This is a genomic window from Streptomyces sp. NPDC050448, assembly GCF_040655295.1.
Classification (GTDB): domain Bacteria; phylum Actinomycetota; class Actinomycetes; order Streptomycetales; family Streptomycetaceae; genus Streptomyces.
Window position 1 is genome coordinate 46,005 of record NZ_JBFAJR010000044.1, and the last position, 16,005, is coordinate 62,009.

At 74.6% G+C, this 16,005-nt stretch carries 13 protein-coding genes; 4 read left to right on the top strand and 9 right to left on the bottom strand.

Annotated elements, in window-relative coordinates:
• Positions 1 to 278: 278 nt before the first annotated feature.
• Both AB0I68_RS34175 and AB0I68_RS34180 read right to left on the bottom strand, forming a co-directional pair.
• On the bottom strand, positions 279 to 530 hold the full coding sequence (locus AB0I68_RS34175; RefSeq protein WP_363181277.1) for a DUF6332 family protein: 252 nt from the start codon (positions 528 to 530) through the stop codon (positions 279 to 281).
• A gap of 106 nt (positions 531 to 636) precedes the next feature.
• Positions 637 to 1,383, bottom strand: a complete 747-nt coding sequence (locus tag AB0I68_RS34180; protein ID WP_363181278.1) for a maleylpyruvate isomerase family mycothiol-dependent enzyme — start codon at positions 1,381 to 1,383, stop codon at positions 637 to 639.
• A gap of 36 nt (positions 1,384 to 1,419) precedes the next feature.
• Between AB0I68_RS34180 and AB0I68_RS34185 the strand changes: the two genes are divergently transcribed.
• Both AB0I68_RS34185 and AB0I68_RS34190 read left to right on the top strand, forming a co-directional pair.
• Positions 1,420 to 2,133, top strand: coding sequence for an alpha-ketoglutarate-dependent dioxygenase AlkB (locus AB0I68_RS34185; RefSeq protein ID WP_363181279.1), 714 nt, complete (start codon positions 1,420 to 1,422; stop codon positions 2,131 to 2,133).
• 44 nt (positions 2,134 to 2,177) lie between these two features.
• Positions 2,178 to 3,470, top strand: a complete 1,293-nt coding sequence (locus AB0I68_RS34190) for an ROK family protein (RefSeq protein WP_363181280.1) — start codon at positions 2,178 to 2,180, stop codon at positions 3,468 to 3,470.
• Between the two features lie 292 nt (positions 3,471 to 3,762).
• Here AB0I68_RS34190 and AB0I68_RS34195 read toward each other — a convergent pair whose 3' ends face one another.
• The gene (locus AB0I68_RS34195) at positions 3,763 to 4,311 is read right to left on the bottom strand and encodes an ATP-binding protein (protein WP_363181281.1); all 549 of its coding nucleotides are present in this window, start codon (positions 4,309 to 4,311) and stop codon (positions 3,763 to 3,765) included.
• Positions 4,312 to 4,509: 198 nt separating this feature from the next.
• Between AB0I68_RS34195 and AB0I68_RS34200 the strand changes: the two genes are divergently transcribed.
• The gene (locus tag AB0I68_RS34200) at positions 4,510 to 5,646 is read left to right on the top strand and encodes a PLP-dependent cysteine synthase family protein (RefSeq protein ID WP_363181282.1); all 1,137 of its coding nucleotides are present in this window, start codon (positions 4,510 to 4,512) and stop codon (positions 5,644 to 5,646) included.
• 182 nt (positions 5,647 to 5,828) lie between these two features.
• On the opposite strand, the gene AB0I68_RS34205 is transcribed toward AB0I68_RS34200, so the two are convergent.
• A complete protein-coding gene (locus AB0I68_RS34205) occupies positions 5,829 to 6,323 on the bottom strand; it encodes an SRPBCC family protein (RefSeq protein ID WP_363181283.1) in 495 nt (164 codons plus the stop codon).
• Positions 6,324 to 6,833: 510 nt separating this feature from the next.
• Here AB0I68_RS34205 and AB0I68_RS34210 point away from each other — a divergent pair.
• On the top strand, positions 6,834 to 9,341 hold the full coding sequence (locus AB0I68_RS34210) for a hypothetical protein (protein ID WP_363181297.1): 2,508 nt from the start codon (positions 6,834 to 6,836) through the stop codon (positions 9,339 to 9,341).
• Here the strand turns inward: AB0I68_RS34210 and AB0I68_RS34215 are convergent.
• The 5 genes from AB0I68_RS34215 to AB0I68_RS34235 form a co-directional block, all read right to left on the bottom strand.
• The gene (locus AB0I68_RS34215; RefSeq protein WP_363181284.1) at positions 9,283 to 11,730 is read right to left on the bottom strand and encodes a right-handed parallel beta-helix repeat-containing protein; all 2,448 of its coding nucleotides are present in this window, start codon (positions 11,728 to 11,730) and stop codon (positions 9,283 to 9,285) included. The two genes, AB0I68_RS34210 and AB0I68_RS34215, sit on opposite strands and share 59 nt — an antisense overlap.
• 132 nt (positions 11,731 to 11,862) lie before the next feature.
• On the bottom strand, positions 11,863 to 12,474 hold the full coding sequence (locus AB0I68_RS34220; protein ID WP_363181285.1) for a hypothetical protein: 612 nt from the start codon (positions 12,472 to 12,474) through the stop codon (positions 11,863 to 11,865).
• Between the two features lie 269 nt (positions 12,475 to 12,743).
• Positions 12,744 to 13,568: an MOSC N-terminal beta barrel domain-containing protein gene (locus tag AB0I68_RS34225; RefSeq protein WP_363181287.1), complete on the bottom strand. Its 825-nt coding sequence runs from the start codon at positions 13,566 to 13,568 to the stop codon at positions 12,744 to 12,746.
• Positions 13,569 to 13,623: 55 nt separating this feature from the next.
• Positions 13,624 to 14,133 carry a DUF6643 family protein gene (locus AB0I68_RS34230; RefSeq protein WP_363181289.1) on the bottom strand — a complete coding sequence of 170 codons (510 nt, stop codon included), beginning with the start codon at positions 14,131 to 14,133 and terminating at the stop codon, positions 13,624 to 13,626.
• 246 nt (positions 14,134 to 14,379) lie between these two features.
• Positions 14,380 to 15,549 (bottom strand): glycosyltransferase, encoded by a 1,170-nt coding sequence (locus tag AB0I68_RS34235; protein ID WP_363181291.1) that lies wholly within the window; start codon positions 15,547 to 15,549, stop codon positions 14,380 to 14,382.
• Between the last annotated feature and the right edge of the window lie 456 nt (positions 15,550 to 16,005).

Genomic DNA, 16,005 nt, shown 5'->3' on the forward strand with positions numbered 1-16,005 from the left:
CCCCGGCCGGCCCCCGGCCCCCGGCCTGGGCGTGGGCCCGGAGCCCGCTGCCGGGCACCGGCCAGGGCGGCGCTGCGGCAGTCGTGGGGGTGGCGGCGGGGGGGGGGCAACACTGGGCGTGGTGGCAGCCGATGCGGCTGCCATCACGGCTCGTCGGCCCCGTGTGCGTGGCGCCGACGGTAGGAATCCCGTCGGCCGGGGACCCCGGCCGAACGGCGGCCCGTGCCCCGACGACCGTCAGGGTTGCGCCCGGCCAGGCATGATCCGGGGGAAATCGCTCAGCGCCCGCCGTTCTCCGGGCGGCGGGCGAAGCGCCACAGGACGTGGGTGACCCGGAACAGGAACACCGCCGCGGCCAGCACCCCGCCCGCCAGGGTCAGGACGGCATCGGCCGTGGGGGACACGTCGAAGACGAGGGCGGGACCGTACACCGCCCCGAACACCAGGGCGGCCGCGAAGCACGCGCTGACGAACGCGTAGCCGATCTCAATCGTGATCGCGTCGCGCTCCGCCTGCGTACGTCGTCCCATGCGCGCAGTGTCACAGTACGTACCGCACTGTCACAAGAGCGCCTCGGGCCCGCTGCCTCGACCACCCGCGCCCGGCTCCGGCCGACCGATCACGTCACCGATGCCGTCAGCCGATGCCGGCCGCCTCCGTCCACTGCCGCGCCAGCGACTCGTCTCCGGTCACCTCGGGGCCCATCAGCGGGAGCCGGTTCCACAGCGCCGCGTACAGCCACGACGCCTCGCCGGTCACCTCGCAGTCCGCCGGGTCGCCCGTGTCGCCCGACACCGTACGGGGCGGCTCCGCCGACAGGTGTACGGTCCACACCGCGGCCGTGTCCGCGGCGCGGATCCGCAGCACCCGTGGCTCCTCGGTCCGCATCCGGCTGCGCGGCCTCGCGTGGAAGCCGGTCAGCAGTTCGTCCACCCCGTCCTCGGCGAACTCCGGGGACAGCGGTGCGTAGGCCACGCCCAGTGCCGCCTCCGCGTCCATCCGGTGCACGGCCGTCTCGTGCGCCTGCCGGCGCGCCCAGAACGCCAGCGGCGACGGCGCGGCCGTCGGCAGGAAGGTCCAGCACTGCACATCGGCCGGAGCCTCGGACAGCGTCCGGACCAGGTCCGCGTGCCCCTCCCGGTACCAGGCCAGCAGCTCGGAGCCGGCCAGCTCAGGGGCGTCCGGGAACGGGCCCGGTTCCACGACCGCGTCCCTGACGTACCCGGCGGCCCACCGGTGCACCGCACCCGTGTGCCGCAGCAGATCGGCGACCCGCCATCCCGGGCAGGTGGGCACCGGGGCGTCCGTACCCGCCCGTTCGGCCGTGTCGGCGAGCAACTCGCCTTCCCGCGCAAGGGTCTCCACATACTCCGTGATCTTCATGCGGGCAGTGTCGCACCGAGCGGTGACAATGGAGCCATGGACGGGGAACTCTTCCCGCGCGAGCGGACCGAGATCGCCCCCGGCGCCGTGCACGTGCCCGACTGGCTCGCGCCCGAGCGCCAGCGGGAGCTGCTCGAGGCCTGCCGGGCCTGGGCGCGCCCGCCCGCAGGACTGCGCACCGTCCGGACACCCGGCGGCGGCACCATGACCGCCCGCCAGGTGTGCCTCGGACTGCACTGGTATCCGTACGGGTACGCCCGCACCGCCGTGGACGGCGACGGCGCTCCGGTCAAGCCGATGCCAGACTGGCTCGCGGAGCTGGGGCGCGAGGCGGTGACCGCCGCGTACGGCCGGCCGGCGCCCGTCGGGGCCGGGGCCGGGATCGGGACCGGGGCTGGGGCTGGGGCTGGGGCTGGTGAGGCGTACGACATCGCACTGATCAACTTCTACGACGGCGACTCCCGCATGGGCATGCACCGTGACGCCGAGGAGAAGTCCGGGGCACCTGTGGTCTCCCTCAGCCTCGGCGACACGTGCGTCTTCCGCTTCGGCAACGCCACCTCCCGCGGCCGGCCGTACCAGGACGTTCAGCTGCGCAGCGGCGATCTGTTCGTCTTCGGCGGCCCGGCCCGGCCGGCCTATCACGGGGTGCCGAAGGTCCTGCCCGGCACCGCCCCGCCCGGTCTCGGGCTGACCGGGCGGCTGAACATCACCCTCCGGGTCGGCGGGCTGGGGACGCCCCCCGACTGACCGGCGGCGCCGCGCACACCGCCGATCATGCGAGGATCGCTGTCATGAACGGCAACGGGGCCCCGCCGCGGCTGGGGGATGTGACCACGGTGTCCGCGCTGTCCGCAGCAGCCTCTGCTGCGTCGTCGGCGTCTACGAGGACCAAGCTGGAGCGGGGCCGAGGCGCCCTCGGCCCGGCGCTGGAGCTCGTCCACACGGGCCGGGCCCCGACCCGCGCCGTCCTGACGGCCGAGCTCGGTGTCACCCGTGCCACCGCCGGGGCCGTCGCCGCCGAGCTGGAGGCGCTCGGCCTGATCCGCGTCGACTCCCGCCCGGGCGGCGCGGGCGGCACCCAGGGCCGCCCCTCGCACCGGCTCTCCATCGACGAGAACGGCCCCGTGGCGCTGGCCGCGCAGGTGCACCCCGACGGGTTCCGGGCCGCGCTGGTCGGCCTCGGCGGCCGGATCGTGGCCACCGCCCCCGGCAAGGTCACCGTGTCCGCGGACCCGGCCCAGGTGCTGGGCGCGGTCGTCGAAGCGGGCGCGGCGCTGCTCGCCGACACCGGCCGCCGCTGCATCGGTGCGGGCCTCGCCGTCCCGTCGGCGGTCGCGGAGCCGGACGGTACGGCGCTCAACCCGCTGCACCTGGCCTGGCCGGCCGGGTCTCCCGTACGGGCCATCTTCGCGGAGTGCGTGAAGGCGGCCGGGATCGACGGCCCGGCGCTGACGGGGAACGACGTCAATCTCGCCGCGCTCGCCGAGCACCGGCACGGCGCGGGACGCAGCGCCCAGCACCTGCTGTGCGTGGCCACCGGCCACCGCGGGGTGGGCGGCGCGCTGGTGCTGGACGGCCGCCTGCACAGCGGGAGTTCCGGCCTGGCCCTGGAGGTCGGCCACCTCACCGTCAACCCGGAGGGGCGGGCCTGCCACTGCGGCGGCCGCGGCTGCCTGGACGTGGAGGCGGACCCGCTGGCCTTCCTGACCGCGGCGGGCCGCACCCCGGGCCCGGAGGTGTCGCTGCTCCAGCAGGCCCGCGACCTGCTGAGCGAGGAGTACGCGGAGCCGGCGGTACGGGCGGCCGCCGAAGAGCTCATCGACCGGCTGGGCCTCGGCCTCGCGGGGCTGGTGAACATCCTGAACCCGGACCGGATCATCCTCGGCGGACTGCACCGGGAGCTGCTCCACGCGGACCCGGAGCGGCTGCGCGCGGTGGTCGCGGACCGCAGCCTGTGGGGGCGCAGCGGGGGAGTACCGATCCTGCCGTGCACCCTGGACCACAACAGCCTGGTCGGCGCGGCGGAACTGGCCTGGCAGCCGGTACTGGACGACCCGCTGGGGGCCCTGGGGGCGGCGGCTTAGCGGGCGCCGTCGACGTGGGCTGCGGCGCCGGTCCGCCGGCGCCGCCGGTGCACCGCGTCGAACCCCGGGCGCGGAGCATCGGCGTCGACCCCGACCCCGATGACGGCCCCGGAACAGCGCACCGTCGATGGCGATGACGATGACGGAGGGTGGCGCCGCCCCGTCCCCCGTCCCCGCCCCGGCCCGCAGACCCCTGATGCTGCCGGGTCTGCACGGCTCCGGTGAGGGCGAAGGGTGCGGGCGAGGGGTGAGAAGCGAGGCCACGGGGTCGCGGGATGCGGCGGCGGAACCCTCACCCGGGCCCGGCGCCGACCGACGCCGCCACCGATATGCCGGTCGGGACGGCGCCCGGGTCCACGGCGACGGCCACCGTCGGCGCGGGCTCTCGTACGGGCGTGGATCCGTTGCCGATCGGATGCTGCTGCGCCGTTGTCGCGGGGGCGGCGCGGAGCGAGAACCACACCACCTTGCCGGGGCTGTCGGCCTGGTTCCGCGCGCCCCAGGCCTCGCTGACCGCCGCGACCAGCGCGAGCCCGCGCCCGCAGGTCTCCAGGGCGTCCGCGGCCGCCTCCCGCAGGACGGGAAGCCGCGGATCGCTGTCATACACCGAGACCGTGAGCCGCCCCAGCCGCAGCTCGATCTCGACCGTGCACGTCTTGTCCGGCTGCGCATGGCGGTGGACGTTGCTGAGCAGCTCCGTCACGCCGAGGGCAGCCCGGTCTATGAGCGGATCGAGCTGCCAGTGGCGCAATTGCGCCGAAACGATCCTTCGGATCTGCCCGATCCGGGACGGCAAGGCCTGCAGTTCGACTACGCAGTGCCTGCGTGAATGACTGATCACGGCTGCGACTCCCCGACATGAGTGTTACGGGTGCTGCACCCTCGGTAATGCTCCACCAGGGTCACCCACGGTGCCCGTGTGTGCAACCGAACGCGATCGAAAGTGATCCGCATAGATACCCAAAGTGACCGTTTGTGCAGGTGAGGGGGGTACATTGCGAAAGCAGGGGGCGAAGAATCGCACGAAGGAGCAAGGCGCATGAGCACCACCCGTACCTCCGGTACGACGGCTACGACCATCGACGTCGACCGTAGCGACGCGGACTACCGCGCCTGGCTGAAGGAGGCCGTCCGCAAGGTCCAGGCCGATGCCAACCGTTCTGCGGACACCCACCTGCTGCGCTTCCCGCTCCCCGAGGAATGGGGCATCGACCTCTACCTCAAGGACGAGTCCACGCACCCGACGGGCTCGCTCAAGCACCGCCTCGCGCGCTCGCTCTTCCTGTACGCGCTGTGCAACGGCTGGATCCGGCCCGGCCGCCCGGTCATCGAGGCCTCGTCCGGCTCGACCGCCGTCTCCGAGGCGTACTTCGCCAAGCTCATCGGCGTTCCGTTCGTCGCCGTCATGCCGCGCACGACCAGCCCGGAGAAGTGCCGCCTCATCGAATTCCACGGCGGCGTATGCCACTTCGTGGACGACTCGATGAAGATGTACGAGGAGTCGGCGGAGCTCGCCGCCCGAACGGGCGGGCACTACATGGACCAGTTCACGTACGCGGAGCGGGCGACGGACTGGCGCGGCAACAACAACATTGCAGAATCGATGTACCAGCAGCTGCGCCTGGAGCGTTACCCCGAACCCGCGTGGATCGTGGCGACCGCCGGCACCGGCGGTACGTCGGCGACCATCGCGCGCTACGTGCACTACATGCAGCACGACACCCGCATATGCGTCCCGGACCCGGAGAACTCCTGCTTCTTCGACGGCTGGACCAACAACGACCCGCACGCGAGCAGCGATTGCGGCTCGCGCATCGAGGGCATCGGCCGGCCGCGGATGGAGCCGAGCTTCGTGCCGGGCGCCATCGACCGGATGATGAAGGTGCCGGACGCGGCGAGCGTCGCCGCGTGCCGTGCGCTGGAGCAGGCCATCGGGCGCAAGGCGGGCGGCTCGACCGGCACGGGCGTGTGGAGCGCGCTGAAAATCATCTCGGAGATGGTGGCCGAGGGGCGCAGGGGCAGCGTGGTCACGCTGCTGTGCGACCCGGGCGACCGCTACCTGGACAAGTACTACTCGGACGAGTGGCTGGCCTCGCAGGGCCTGGACATCGCCCCGTACGCGGAGACGATCGAGACCCTGCTGGCGACCGGCGTCTGGCGCGAGCCCGCGGCCTGACCGGCCTCGCCGGCCTCGGCCGGGTCCGCCGTGCGGACTTTGGTCACGGCGGATCCATGGGCAGCCCCGGGGGAGCCCCGGGGCTGCCGCGGTGGGCATCGAGCACGACTCGAGCACCACAGGCCGGACCGGCCCGACCGGACACGCGGCGGACGCGGACGGCTGAACCGGCCTCGTACCGGCTACTGGTCCGCCGCGCGCCGGGCGCCCAGGCGGGCGTCCAGCGCCCGGACCGCCGATCGGAACGCCCGGCCCAGGCCCGGGCGGGCACCGGCGAGGGCGAGCCGGAAGGGCGCCGGGCCGTCCGCGGCGAAGGTCCACCCGACCAGGGTGCCGGAGCCCGGTTCGGCGGGGGCGAGCCGCCACTCCTCCAACAGGGCGCGGACCCCGGGGACGTTGGTCTCGTCGACCCGGTACGCGTAGCGCCGCTCCGGATCCGCCGCCATGATCGTCTCCTGGAAGCGGGCCCCGCCCACCAGCCTGACCTCCCGGCCCGCACCCCCGTGCGTCGGCCGGGCCAGTGTCACGGCCCCGAACCAGTGCGGCCAGCCCTCGACTTCCTCGGCCAGGGCCCGGTACACGGCCTCGGGCGCCGCCGTCGTCCGCGCGGCGAAGGTCAGGCGGATCGGGGCGTCCTCGATGAAGTCCAGCCCCACCGGGCGGAGTCGGCGAGCCATGGCGGTCCTTCCTGGGGGTGTGCAGCGGAACGTGTGTGCGCGTGTGGTGCGCGTACCATAGCTGGCGGCCCGTCAGATGTCCGCTGCGGCCCCGATTCCCGGCCGGCCGGCGCCGGCTGACCGACCGGCTGTTGCCATGACGCCCGCGCATACGACGCCGGCGGCGCCGCCGGGGTCGGATCCGCACCCGGCGGCCGAAGAGCCCGGCCCCGGTCGGCGGCGAGCCCGGACCCGGTCCTGGACCCGACCCCGACCCCGGACCTGGACTCGACCTCGGACCCGGACTCGACCTCGGACCCGGACCTGGACCCGGACCTGGCCCTGGACCCGTACCCCGGACCCGTACCCCGGACCCGACCCCGGACCCGACCCCGACCCCGGACCCGGACCCGGAAGATCGCCCGATCAGGGCCTAGGCGCGGGGCCCGGTGCGCGGGATGCTGGATCTGCGCTGATCCCGCCCCGCGAGCGGAGGCCGCCGTGCCGGACACCCCCAAGCCCCCGCATCCCCTGGCCCTCGAACTCCTCACACCCCCACGGCCCCTGGCCCTCGAACTCCGCGTGCACGGAGTCCACGGTGCATCCCCCGACGAGCTGCTCGGCGACCCGCGCACCGTCCGGATCACCGGGGACTCGACCGCAGCCGTGTTCCGCCGCGCCGCGGACGCCGACGCCGAGGCCCACCCCGAGTGGTACGCCGGGCGGCCGGTGGTCGAGGCCTACTGCTGGTCCCGGCTCACCTCCGGCAACGGCGCCCGCGCCCTGTGGCTGCTGCTCCTGCCGTTCATGGTGGTCAACCTCGCCCACTGGGCCCGGCCGGCCGCGCCCGCCGCCGGTCCGGCGCCGCGCGCGGTGCGGACGTACGGGGTCCTCGTACGGGTCCTTGCCCTCACCCTCACCCTGCTGCTGATCGCGGCCGCCTGCGAGGTCGCACTCGACCTCCTCGCCTGGCAGTGCGCGGGCACCAAGGCCTGCACCGCCCCCCGCTCCTGGCTCGGGTTCCTCGAGCCCGGCGGCTGGTGGGGCCAGCCAGGGCGGCGGCTCGCACTCGGCGCGCTGGTCCCGGCCGCGCTGACCGGACTGCTGTGGTTCCTGTCGAACCGCACGTGGAGCGCGTACGAGTCCCAGCCGCCACCCGCGGGCACGGCCGTCCCCGCAGCCGGCGGGGACGGTACGCCCGCGCTCGGCCGGCCCGGATTCTGGTACGGGAGGCGCATCGTGGCCCGGCTGCGCGCCGCCCACACCGCCGCCGGGCTGCTCACCGTCGCGGCCGCCGTCGCCGCCCCCACCGCCCGCTACGACCGCCGCGCCGGCGCCCCCGCGCTCGAGGCCCTCGGCTGGGCCGTGGAGGTGCTCCTCGCCGCCGGGGCCGTCGCCGTCGCCTGGGTCGTCTGCCGGCGCGGCCGCACCGAGGACCGCGCCGACCACCGCCTCGACCGGGCCGCCGTCACCCTGCTGCCCGGCTCCGCGCTCGCACTGCTCGCCGCCGTCCTGCTGTACGCCGGCTGGTCGCGCCCCGGCTGGACCTCCACCGGGCGGCTCCCCGGCGATTTCGCCTTCGGCGTGCTCATGCTCGGACAGGGCTGCTGCGTCCTGCTCCTCGCCGCCGTCGCCGTCCACCTGTACCGGCTGGCCCCCGACCCGGCGACCGCCCTGTACGGCCTCGGCGGCCCTGCCATCGCCATGCTCGGCTGCGCCCTCGGCGGGGTCATGTCCGGCGGCGTCGCGCAGCGGGTCGCCGACTGGCTCGACGGAGGAGGAGCCCTCGGACCGGCCGGGGCTCCGCTGCCCGCGCCGCCCGTGCTGCTGTCCTGGCAGGCCGCCGTGCTGCCGCCGCTGCTCCTCGTACTGGCCCTGCTCGCCGCCTGGTTCGCGGTGCGCGGAGTCCGCGCCCGGCGCAGGCTCGCCGCCGGGGTGGCCGCCGAGTACCCGGGGGAGCCGCCCGACGAGGACCGCAGCCGCCGGATCGCCGGGGCCCGGGCCGCCGCAGCGCTCACCGACTCCGCGCCCTGGTTCGTGGCCGCCGTTGCCGGGATCACCCTACTGCTCGGCGCGGGCGCCCTCGCCGGAGCCTGGCTCAGCGGCCAGGTCCCGGGTGAGGCCGCCCGCGGCGCCCACCCGCTGCTGGAGACCGCCGCCCGCGCCGCGCAGGACGCCGGGTCCTGGCTGATCGGCCTCGGCTTCGTGCTGTTCGTCACCTGGGGCCGCCGCGCCTACCGGGACCCCGCCGCCCGCCGCACCATCGGCGTGCTGTGGGACGTCGGCACCTTCTGGCCGCGCGCCGCCCACCCGTTCGCGCCGCCCTGCTACGCCGAGCGCGCCGTCCCCGACCTGACCTGGCGGATGACCGGCTGGACCGGCCGCACCGGCGGCCGCCTGGTGATCTCCGGCCACTCCCAGGGCAGCGTCCTCGCGGCGGCCGCCGTCTGGCAGCTGCCGCCCCAGGTCCGCCGCCGGGTCGCCCTGCTCACGTACGGCTCCCCGCTCCGCCGGCTCTACGGGCGCTGGTTCCCGGCGTACTTCGGCCCGGGGCCGCTCGGCGCGCTGCACGGGGACGTCGACTGCTGGCGCAACCTCTGGCGCGCCACCGACCCGATCGGCGGCCCGGTCCTCACGGACGGCCGTGATACCGCAGCCCCGGCAGCCCCGGCAGCCCCGGCAGCCCCGGCAGCCCCGGCAGCCCCGGCAGGCTCAGCCGCTCCGATGGCCCCGGCCGACTCCGTGGACCGGGGGCCGCTCGCCGACCCGCTCGCCTACGGGCGCAGCGCCCGCCACCCGCTGCCCGCGCCGATCCTCGGCCACTTCGACTACCAGGCCGACCCCGCCTTCGCCGCCGAACGCGACGCCCTCCTGGTCCGGTTGGCGGGACCTGCCCGCCGGGCCCGGTCGGCCGCACCGGCAGGGCCGACCGGGCGCGGCGACGCACCCGCCGCCGCACCCGCCGTACCGGCCCCGAGGGTCAGCAAGGAGCCGGCAGCGCCGGCAGAGCCGGAAGATCCTCCGGGAACAGCAGGGTGAGTTCGTCCGTGTTCGGATCCGACAGCTGCGCCACCCGGCCCGCATGCCGCTCGACCATCGACTCGAAGGTCTGCCGGGCCGTGCGGCCGTTGCCGAACGCCGGGCCCTTCGGCAGCTCCGTGAAGTACGTCAGCAGCGCCGCGGTGGTGCCCTCGCCGAGCCGGTACTCGTGCTCCTCCGCCTGCTGCTCCACGATCCGCAGCAGCTCGTCGGGCCCGTAGTCGCCGAAGGTGATGGTCCGGGAGAACCGCGAGGCCACACCCGGATTGACGGTCAGGAAGCGGTCCATCTCCGCCGTGTACCCGGCGACGATCACCACGACCGCGTCCCGGTGGTCCTCCATCAGCTTCACGAGGGTGTCGATCGCCTCGCGCCCGAAGTCCCGGCCCGAGTCCTCCGGCGCCAGCGCGTACGCCTCGTCGATGAACAGGACCCCGCCGCGCGCCCGCTCGAAGGCCTCCTGGGTACGGATCGCCGTGGAGCCGATGTGCTCGCCGACCAGGTCCACGCGGGAGACCTCGACCAGGTGGCCGCGCTCGAGGACCCCGAGGGAGGCGAGGATCTCCCCGTAGAGCCGGGCCACCGTCGTCTTGCCGGTACCGGGGGAGCCGGTGAACACCAGATGGCGGCGCACCGAGGCGGCCTTGAGGCCCGCCTGCTGCCGCCGCCGGCCCACCTCGATCATGTCGGTGAGCGCCCGCACCTCGCGCTTGACGCTCTCCAGGCCCACCAGCGCGTCCAGCTGGCCCAGCACCTCGCCGGATGCACGCGCCGCCGACCCGCGGTCCGCCTCGTCCGCGGCGCGCGGAGCGGGTACCTGCGCCGCATGCACCGCAGGGCTCTCGACGGCGCTGACCGTACGGATTCCCGCGCGCTCACCGGTGAGAGCCCCGGCCGCGACCGACTGGGCGGCGAGCCGCGACCCGGACTCGTCGCTGGTGCACTCCTCGGCGACCGGGCCGTCCTCCGAGAACTCGTACCCCCCGCGCGCGCACCGCTCGGTGTGGCAGCGGGTCAGAGTCGTGCGGCAGCCGTCGATGACGTGGAAGCCGAAACCGGAGCTGCCCGTCACCCGGCAGGAGTGGAAGCTCCCGCGGCCGCCCGCCGACACGTAGAACCCCGCCTCGGACGGGGAGCTGACCGTGCACCGCTCCAGTGCGGGATCGGCGCCCTTGGTGACGATCACCCCCGTCTGGACCGCGTCGATCGTGCAGTTGGCGAGGGTGCCGCCGCTGCCGTGGTCGCGGAACCAGGCCCCGGTCGCCGCCTCCCGGATCCGGCAGTCGTCGACCTGAGCGGTCGCCCCGTCGCTCACCGAGACGGCCGTGTTGCGCACCTGGGACAGATCGCTGTCGACGACGTCGGCACGCGAGCCCCGGTCCAGCACGAACACCGCGTCCGGCACGTCGTGCACCCGGCAGGAGTTCAGCGAGGCGGTGGCCCCGTCGCTGATCCACACCGCCGGATAGTCGCCCGTGCTGTCGTGGATCTCGCAGGACTCGGCATCCACCCGGGTCCCCGGATCCCACACCGACAGGCCGTTGCGGCCGAACCTGCGGACGGTGGTGCGGCTGAGCGTGAGCACCGAACGGGAGCGCAGGTCCACCGCGTTCTCCGGGATGTCGTGGATGTCGCAGCCCGTGAGGGTGAGCACCGCGTCCGTGTCGAGGGTGACCCCGTCCGCCGAGGTGCGGTGCACCGCGCAGTCGGTGAGGCGGGCCGCCGCGCGCGCGGCGATCTGCACACCGGTGCCCTTGATCTCGTACACCTCGCAGCCCAGCGCCTCCAGGCCCGAACCCTCGCCGGTGAGCGCGATGCCCGCGCCCGACGCGTGGTGGATCCGGCAGCGCTCCAGACGCGGATGCCCGCCGCCCCGGACGGAGACCCCGGCCTGCCCGGCGGCCACCACCTCGCACTCCTCGAACACCCCGCCGCCACCGTCCAGTACGGCGATCCCCACGCCCGTCGGATTCTCCACCGTGCACCGCCGCACCAGGGGCCGGGCCCCGCCGCGCACCTCGATGCCCGCCGCCGACCGGGTGCTCACCCGCAGATCGGTGAGCTCGGGGGAGCCATCCTCGACGAGCAGCGCGGGCGCCGCCCGGTCCTGCCCTTCCAGATGCAGGTCCTGGACCACGGCCGAGGCGCGCACCGTCAGCGCGACCCCGTCGAGCGGGGCGATCCGCACCGAACCCACCGAGCCCTCCGGCCCGCGCAGGGTCACGGCATGGTGCAGCACCAGGTTCTCCCGGTAGGTGCCGGGGGCGATGGACAGCACATCCCCGTCGCCCGCGACGGCGAGCGCGGCGGCCAGCGTCGGATACTCACCGGAGCGGCGCCGCCACCGCGAAGGCCCGCTGTGCGTCACCTGGACCGTGCCCTGTGCCATGGTGCTGTCGTGCCCCCGCCCTCGTACTCGCGCTGTCGAAGCGACTGAAACCACCGCTGCCGCCCACCGCGATGGCGGCGACCGACTCCGACCGCCCCACCGTAGCGCGCGTGGAGCCGGTGGGATGCCAGGTCAGCTGCCCGCTCCTGCCCGGCCCCAGTCCGGTCCCGTCGCCGCCCACGCGCGGTCCAGGCGCACGTACCGCCGATGCATGAGCCTTCGTACGACGAGCCGGCGGACCGTCTCCACCAGCGCTGCCGCTCCGAAAGCGGCGGCCAGGCCCACCACCGCCGCGTGGGCACTCGCCGAAAACGTGCCGAGGGGACGCCCCACGAGCCGGCCCTGCGTATCGGTCCATATCCGGAACCGCTCGCCGGCCTGCGGCGGTTCCTCCGCGGCCGGCACCGTGCCCTCGTGGCTGCTGCCGTCGGGCGCCGTCCACGATGCCACGATCTGCGTGCGCTGCGGGCTCTGACGCTGCGCCGACGGATCGGCGCCCGCCTCCGGGGGCGGCTCCGCGGCCGGCCGGACCACCACCGCCGGGACGAGGTACCGCTCCTGCCGCTGTTCGCGCGCGGCACGCTGCAGCGTGCCGTCCACCTCCAGGCCCGCGACCGTGCCGACGGCCGGAGCCACCAGCAGGACGCACACCAACGCGGCGAACGCCACCCACGCCTCGAAGAGATCGGTCGGACGGCGCAGCGGATTGCGCCGCCAACGCCACACACCCATTGCTGTCCACACGGTCCGGCTCCCCCAACTTGTGCCAGTCTCCGTCTGCCTGCGGTCCAAGCCTCCCGCATGCCCCGGCAACGCGCATTCCGGGACGCGCGGCAGTCGTGTCACCCGATCCGGTGCATGAAGTCCCGGAACCCGAGGCCGAGCTTCCGCACCATCCCGCCACACCTGTCGAATGCACCAACGGCCGACTCATGGTGCTTGGTTCCAGCGTTCCCCCCAGAGCCCCTCGAAGGTGTCATTCCGAGGGGACTCGCACGGCCCGGTCCGCCGCCTCACTCCAGGACGCGGACCTCGTCGCCCACCCGCACGGTGCCCACCCGCACCGGAACCAGCTGCCGCCCGAAGGCCAGCGACTTGCCGATCCGCCGGTGCCGGGCCAGGGTCTTGAGCGGCTCCTTGCCCCGCTCCGCCGTCGCCTGGTCGGTGGTCGTGACGATGCACCGACCGCACTCCCGGACCCCGCGGAAGACGGCGTCGCCGATCGCGATGCGCCGCCAGCGGTCCTCCGCCCACGCCTCGGCGCCGGCGACCACCACACTCGGGCGGAATCGGCTCATCGGCAGCGGACCCTCCTCGGGATGGTCCCCCTGCGCGATCAGCGAGTTGAGCGCGTCCAGCGACGCCAGGGTCGTGAGCAGCACCGGGTAGCCGTCGGCGAGGCTCACCGTCTCGCCCGGCAGTGCGTACTCCGGGTCCACGGGCCGCCGCACGGCAGGGTCGTCCATGTGCACCAGCCGCGCCGGCACCCCCAGGTAGGCGCTGAGCCAGTCGGCCGCGGCGCTCGCCGCGATCACGGTCTCGACCTTCTTGCCGAACAGCACCACCGGCTCCAGCGGACCCGGCTCCGGCACCTCTACGACCAGCTCGGCCATGCCCGGCGCCGACAGCGTGACGGCGCCGCCCCCCAGCGGACGCGCCGCGGCCAAGGCCAGCCGGGGCTGCTGGCGTTGGGTGATGACCGTGCCCTCGGTGTCGACCAGTGCCCACCGGCGGTCCCCGGACAGACCCCAGGGCTCCACGGCCACCTCGTCGGGAGCTGTCCCCGCTACCGACTTGACGGGATGGACATGGAGTGCCTGGACATACAAGTTCGACATGGGAGCATCCTGCCAGGAGCTCCCACGCCCGCCCTAGTGAGCCCCAGTGGGCCCGTCAGTAGCCGCGCCCCTGGTACGGGCGGCCGTACGGGTCCTCGTACGAGGCGGCCGGAACCGGAGCCGGAACCTGCATCGGGCGCGGTGCGGCCGGACGCATCGCCTCGTACCCGGTGCCCGTGGCCATCGGACGCGCCTGCTGCGGCTGCGCCTGCTGCATGTAGCCCGCGCGGGCCACGGCCGGCTGCTGCTGCGGGATGTACGGAGCGGGCGCGTTCTGCAGGGGCATCGGAGCCGGCGCCGCCTGCTGCTGGTACGGGTACCCGTACGCCGGGGCTTGCTGCTGCTGCGGCATGGCCGGGGGCAGCGCCGGCATCGACGAGGCGAGGGCCGGGAGGTACCCACCGCTCGAATAGCCGGCGCTCGGGGAGTCGTACGCGGCCGGAACGCGGATCGGGGCGATCTGCGGAGTGCCGCGTTCGGCGACGAGGGAGTCGTAGATGGGGGTGTCCGGGAAGGAGGGCGCGGAGTAGTAACCGCCGCCATAAGTGGAGCGGGGGGAGGTCATGGGACCTAAGTTAAGCCCACGACTTCACCGGGTCCATAGCGAGGTGTGACGAACGCCGCGCTGACCTGCATATTCGCAGGTCAGAGCCTCACCCTTCACTTCACGTTCACGTGCACGTTTCGCCACTTCCGCCCCGGCTTGTTCCTACTCGTACTCACCGGTTGGGTGTTGCACCGACTTGCCGCTGACGCAGCGTCACAACACGGTGACCTGGGATGACATCGGTTCGGACGGTAGCTCGCCGTTTCAGGCATCACTCGGGCGGGCATAGGTACGGCCCTTCCACGCCGCGCCGCGTCCCCGGTAGTGCTGAGCGGCCGAGTCGACGGTCATCAGGAGGTACAGGAGCGCCGTGAGCGGAAGCAGCGGAGCCAGCACGGCGGGCTGGCGGTAGTAGCGCAGCATCGGCAGATAGGTGCCGGCCATCAGCAGCCAGGCGAGCCCGCCGGCCCACGCGGTGACGGCATGCCCGGTCGCCGGCCCCGCGAGGAGGGCGACCGGGGGGACGAGGTAGACGAGCACGAGCCCGGCCACCGTCCCGGCCAGCAGCAGCGGCTGGTGGCGCAATTGCGCGTAGGCGCTGCGCGAGATCATCCGCCACAGGTCCGCGAGCGCGGGGTACGGGCGCACGCTGTCCACCCGCTCCGCGAGCCCCAGCCAGATCCGGCCGCCCGAGCGCCGGACGGCACGGGCGAGGGAGACGTCGTCGATGACGGCCTGCCGGATCGACTCCGGCACCCCGGCCCGTACGGCGGCCTCGGTGCGCAGCAGCACGCAGCCGCCGGCCGCGGCGGCGGTCCGGCCGGTCGGGCGGTTGATCCGGCGGAAGGGGTAGAGCTGGGCGAAGAAGTACACGAAGGCCGGTACGACGAGCCGCTCCCAGAGGCTGACGACACGGAGGCGGGCCATCTGCGAGACGAGGTCGAGCTCGGCGGAGGTCGCGGCCGCGACCAGCTCGCGGAGGCTGTCGGGCTCGTGCGCGATGTCGGCGTCGGTGAGGAGGAGGTACTCGGGCTCGGTGGCATGGGCACTCCGGGCGAGCGCGATGCCGTGCCGCAGCGCCCACAGCTTCCCGGTCCAGCCGGGTTCCGGCTCGCCGGGGGAAACGACGGTCAGGGGCAGCCCGGGATGCTCCCGGGCCAGCCGCAGGGCGAGGGCGCCGGTGCCGTCGGTACTGCCGTCGTCGACCAGGATGACCTCGGCTTCGCCGGGATAGTCCTGGGCGATGAGCGAAGGCAGGCTGCAGGGCAGCACCTCGGCCTCGTCCCGGGCCGGGACCACGATGGCGACGGACGGCCAGCGGGCGGGGGCGCTGCGCGGCGGGAGCCGGACGTCGGTCCGCCAGAACATGCCCTGGGCGAGCGTGAGCCAGATCCAGACGACGAGGGATGCGCAGGCGGCGCAGAGAAGGCCCATGCGGGCAGTCTGCCGAACCCTGCGGGGCATGTCGCGCATTCGGACGGGGCGGGGGCGGCGGTGGCGGCGGTGGCGGTTGCGGTCCTGCCGACCGTTGCCGGAGGGGCGGGTCGGGAGGGGCGGGGGGCCAGGGGTCGGGAGGGCGTGCGCTCGGCGCCGGAAGGGGTGGGCCGGGAGGCCGAGGGGCGGGGGCTGGGCATTCGGCGCCGGAAGGGGTGGGCCGGGGCTTCGGGGGCGGGCGGCTGGTGTGCTCCGCGTCGGAAGGGCCGGCCGGGAGTTCGGGGGCGGGGGTTCGCGGGCTCCGCGTCGGAAGGGCCGGCCGGGACCTCCGGGGGCGGGGTTTCGGTCGGCCGGGGTCGGTGGAGTGTCCGGGGGCGTCCCGTCAGTCCACTGTCCTTCCGTGTCGGTCCGGGCCGTCAAGGGCGCTCCTTCGTCGCGTCGCTTCGCGATGTCGCT

Coding starts and splice junctions, on each gene's coding strand:
- AB0I68_RS34200 (WP_363181282.1), top strand. CDS start 4,510: ATGAGCACCACCCGTACCTCCGGTACGACGGCTACGACCATCGACGTC.
- AB0I68_RS34190 (WP_363181280.1), top strand. CDS start 2,178: ATGAACGGCAACGGGGCCCCGCCGCGGCTGGGGGATGTGACCACGGTG.
- AB0I68_RS34205 (WP_363181283.1), bottom strand. CDS start 6,323: ATGGCTCGCCGACTCCGCCCGGTGGGGCTGGACTTCATCGAGGACGCC.
- AB0I68_RS34185 (WP_363181279.1), top strand. CDS start 1,420: ATGGACGGGGAACTCTTCCCGCGCGAGCGGACCGAGATCGCCCCCGGC.
- AB0I68_RS34230 (WP_363181289.1), bottom strand. CDS start 14,133: ATGACCTCCCCCCGCTCCACTTATGGCGGCGGTTACTACTCCGCGCCC.
- AB0I68_RS34225 (WP_363181287.1), bottom strand. CDS start 13,568: ATGTCGAACTTGTATGTCCAGGCACTCCATGTCCATCCCGTCAAGTCG.
- AB0I68_RS34180 (WP_363181278.1), bottom strand. CDS start 1,383: ATGAAGATCACGGAGTATGTGGAGACCCTTGCGCGGGAAGGCGAGTTG.
- AB0I68_RS34175 (WP_363181277.1), bottom strand. CDS start 530: ATGGGACGACGTACGCAGGCGGAGCGCGACGCGATCACGATTGAGATC.
- AB0I68_RS34215 (WP_363181284.1), bottom strand. CDS start 11,730: ATGGCACAGGGCACGGTCCAGGTGACGCACAGCGGGCCTTCGCGGTGG.
- AB0I68_RS34235 (WP_363181291.1), bottom strand. CDS start 15,549: ATGGGCCTTCTCTGCGCCGCCTGCGCATCCCTCGTCGTCTGGATCTGG.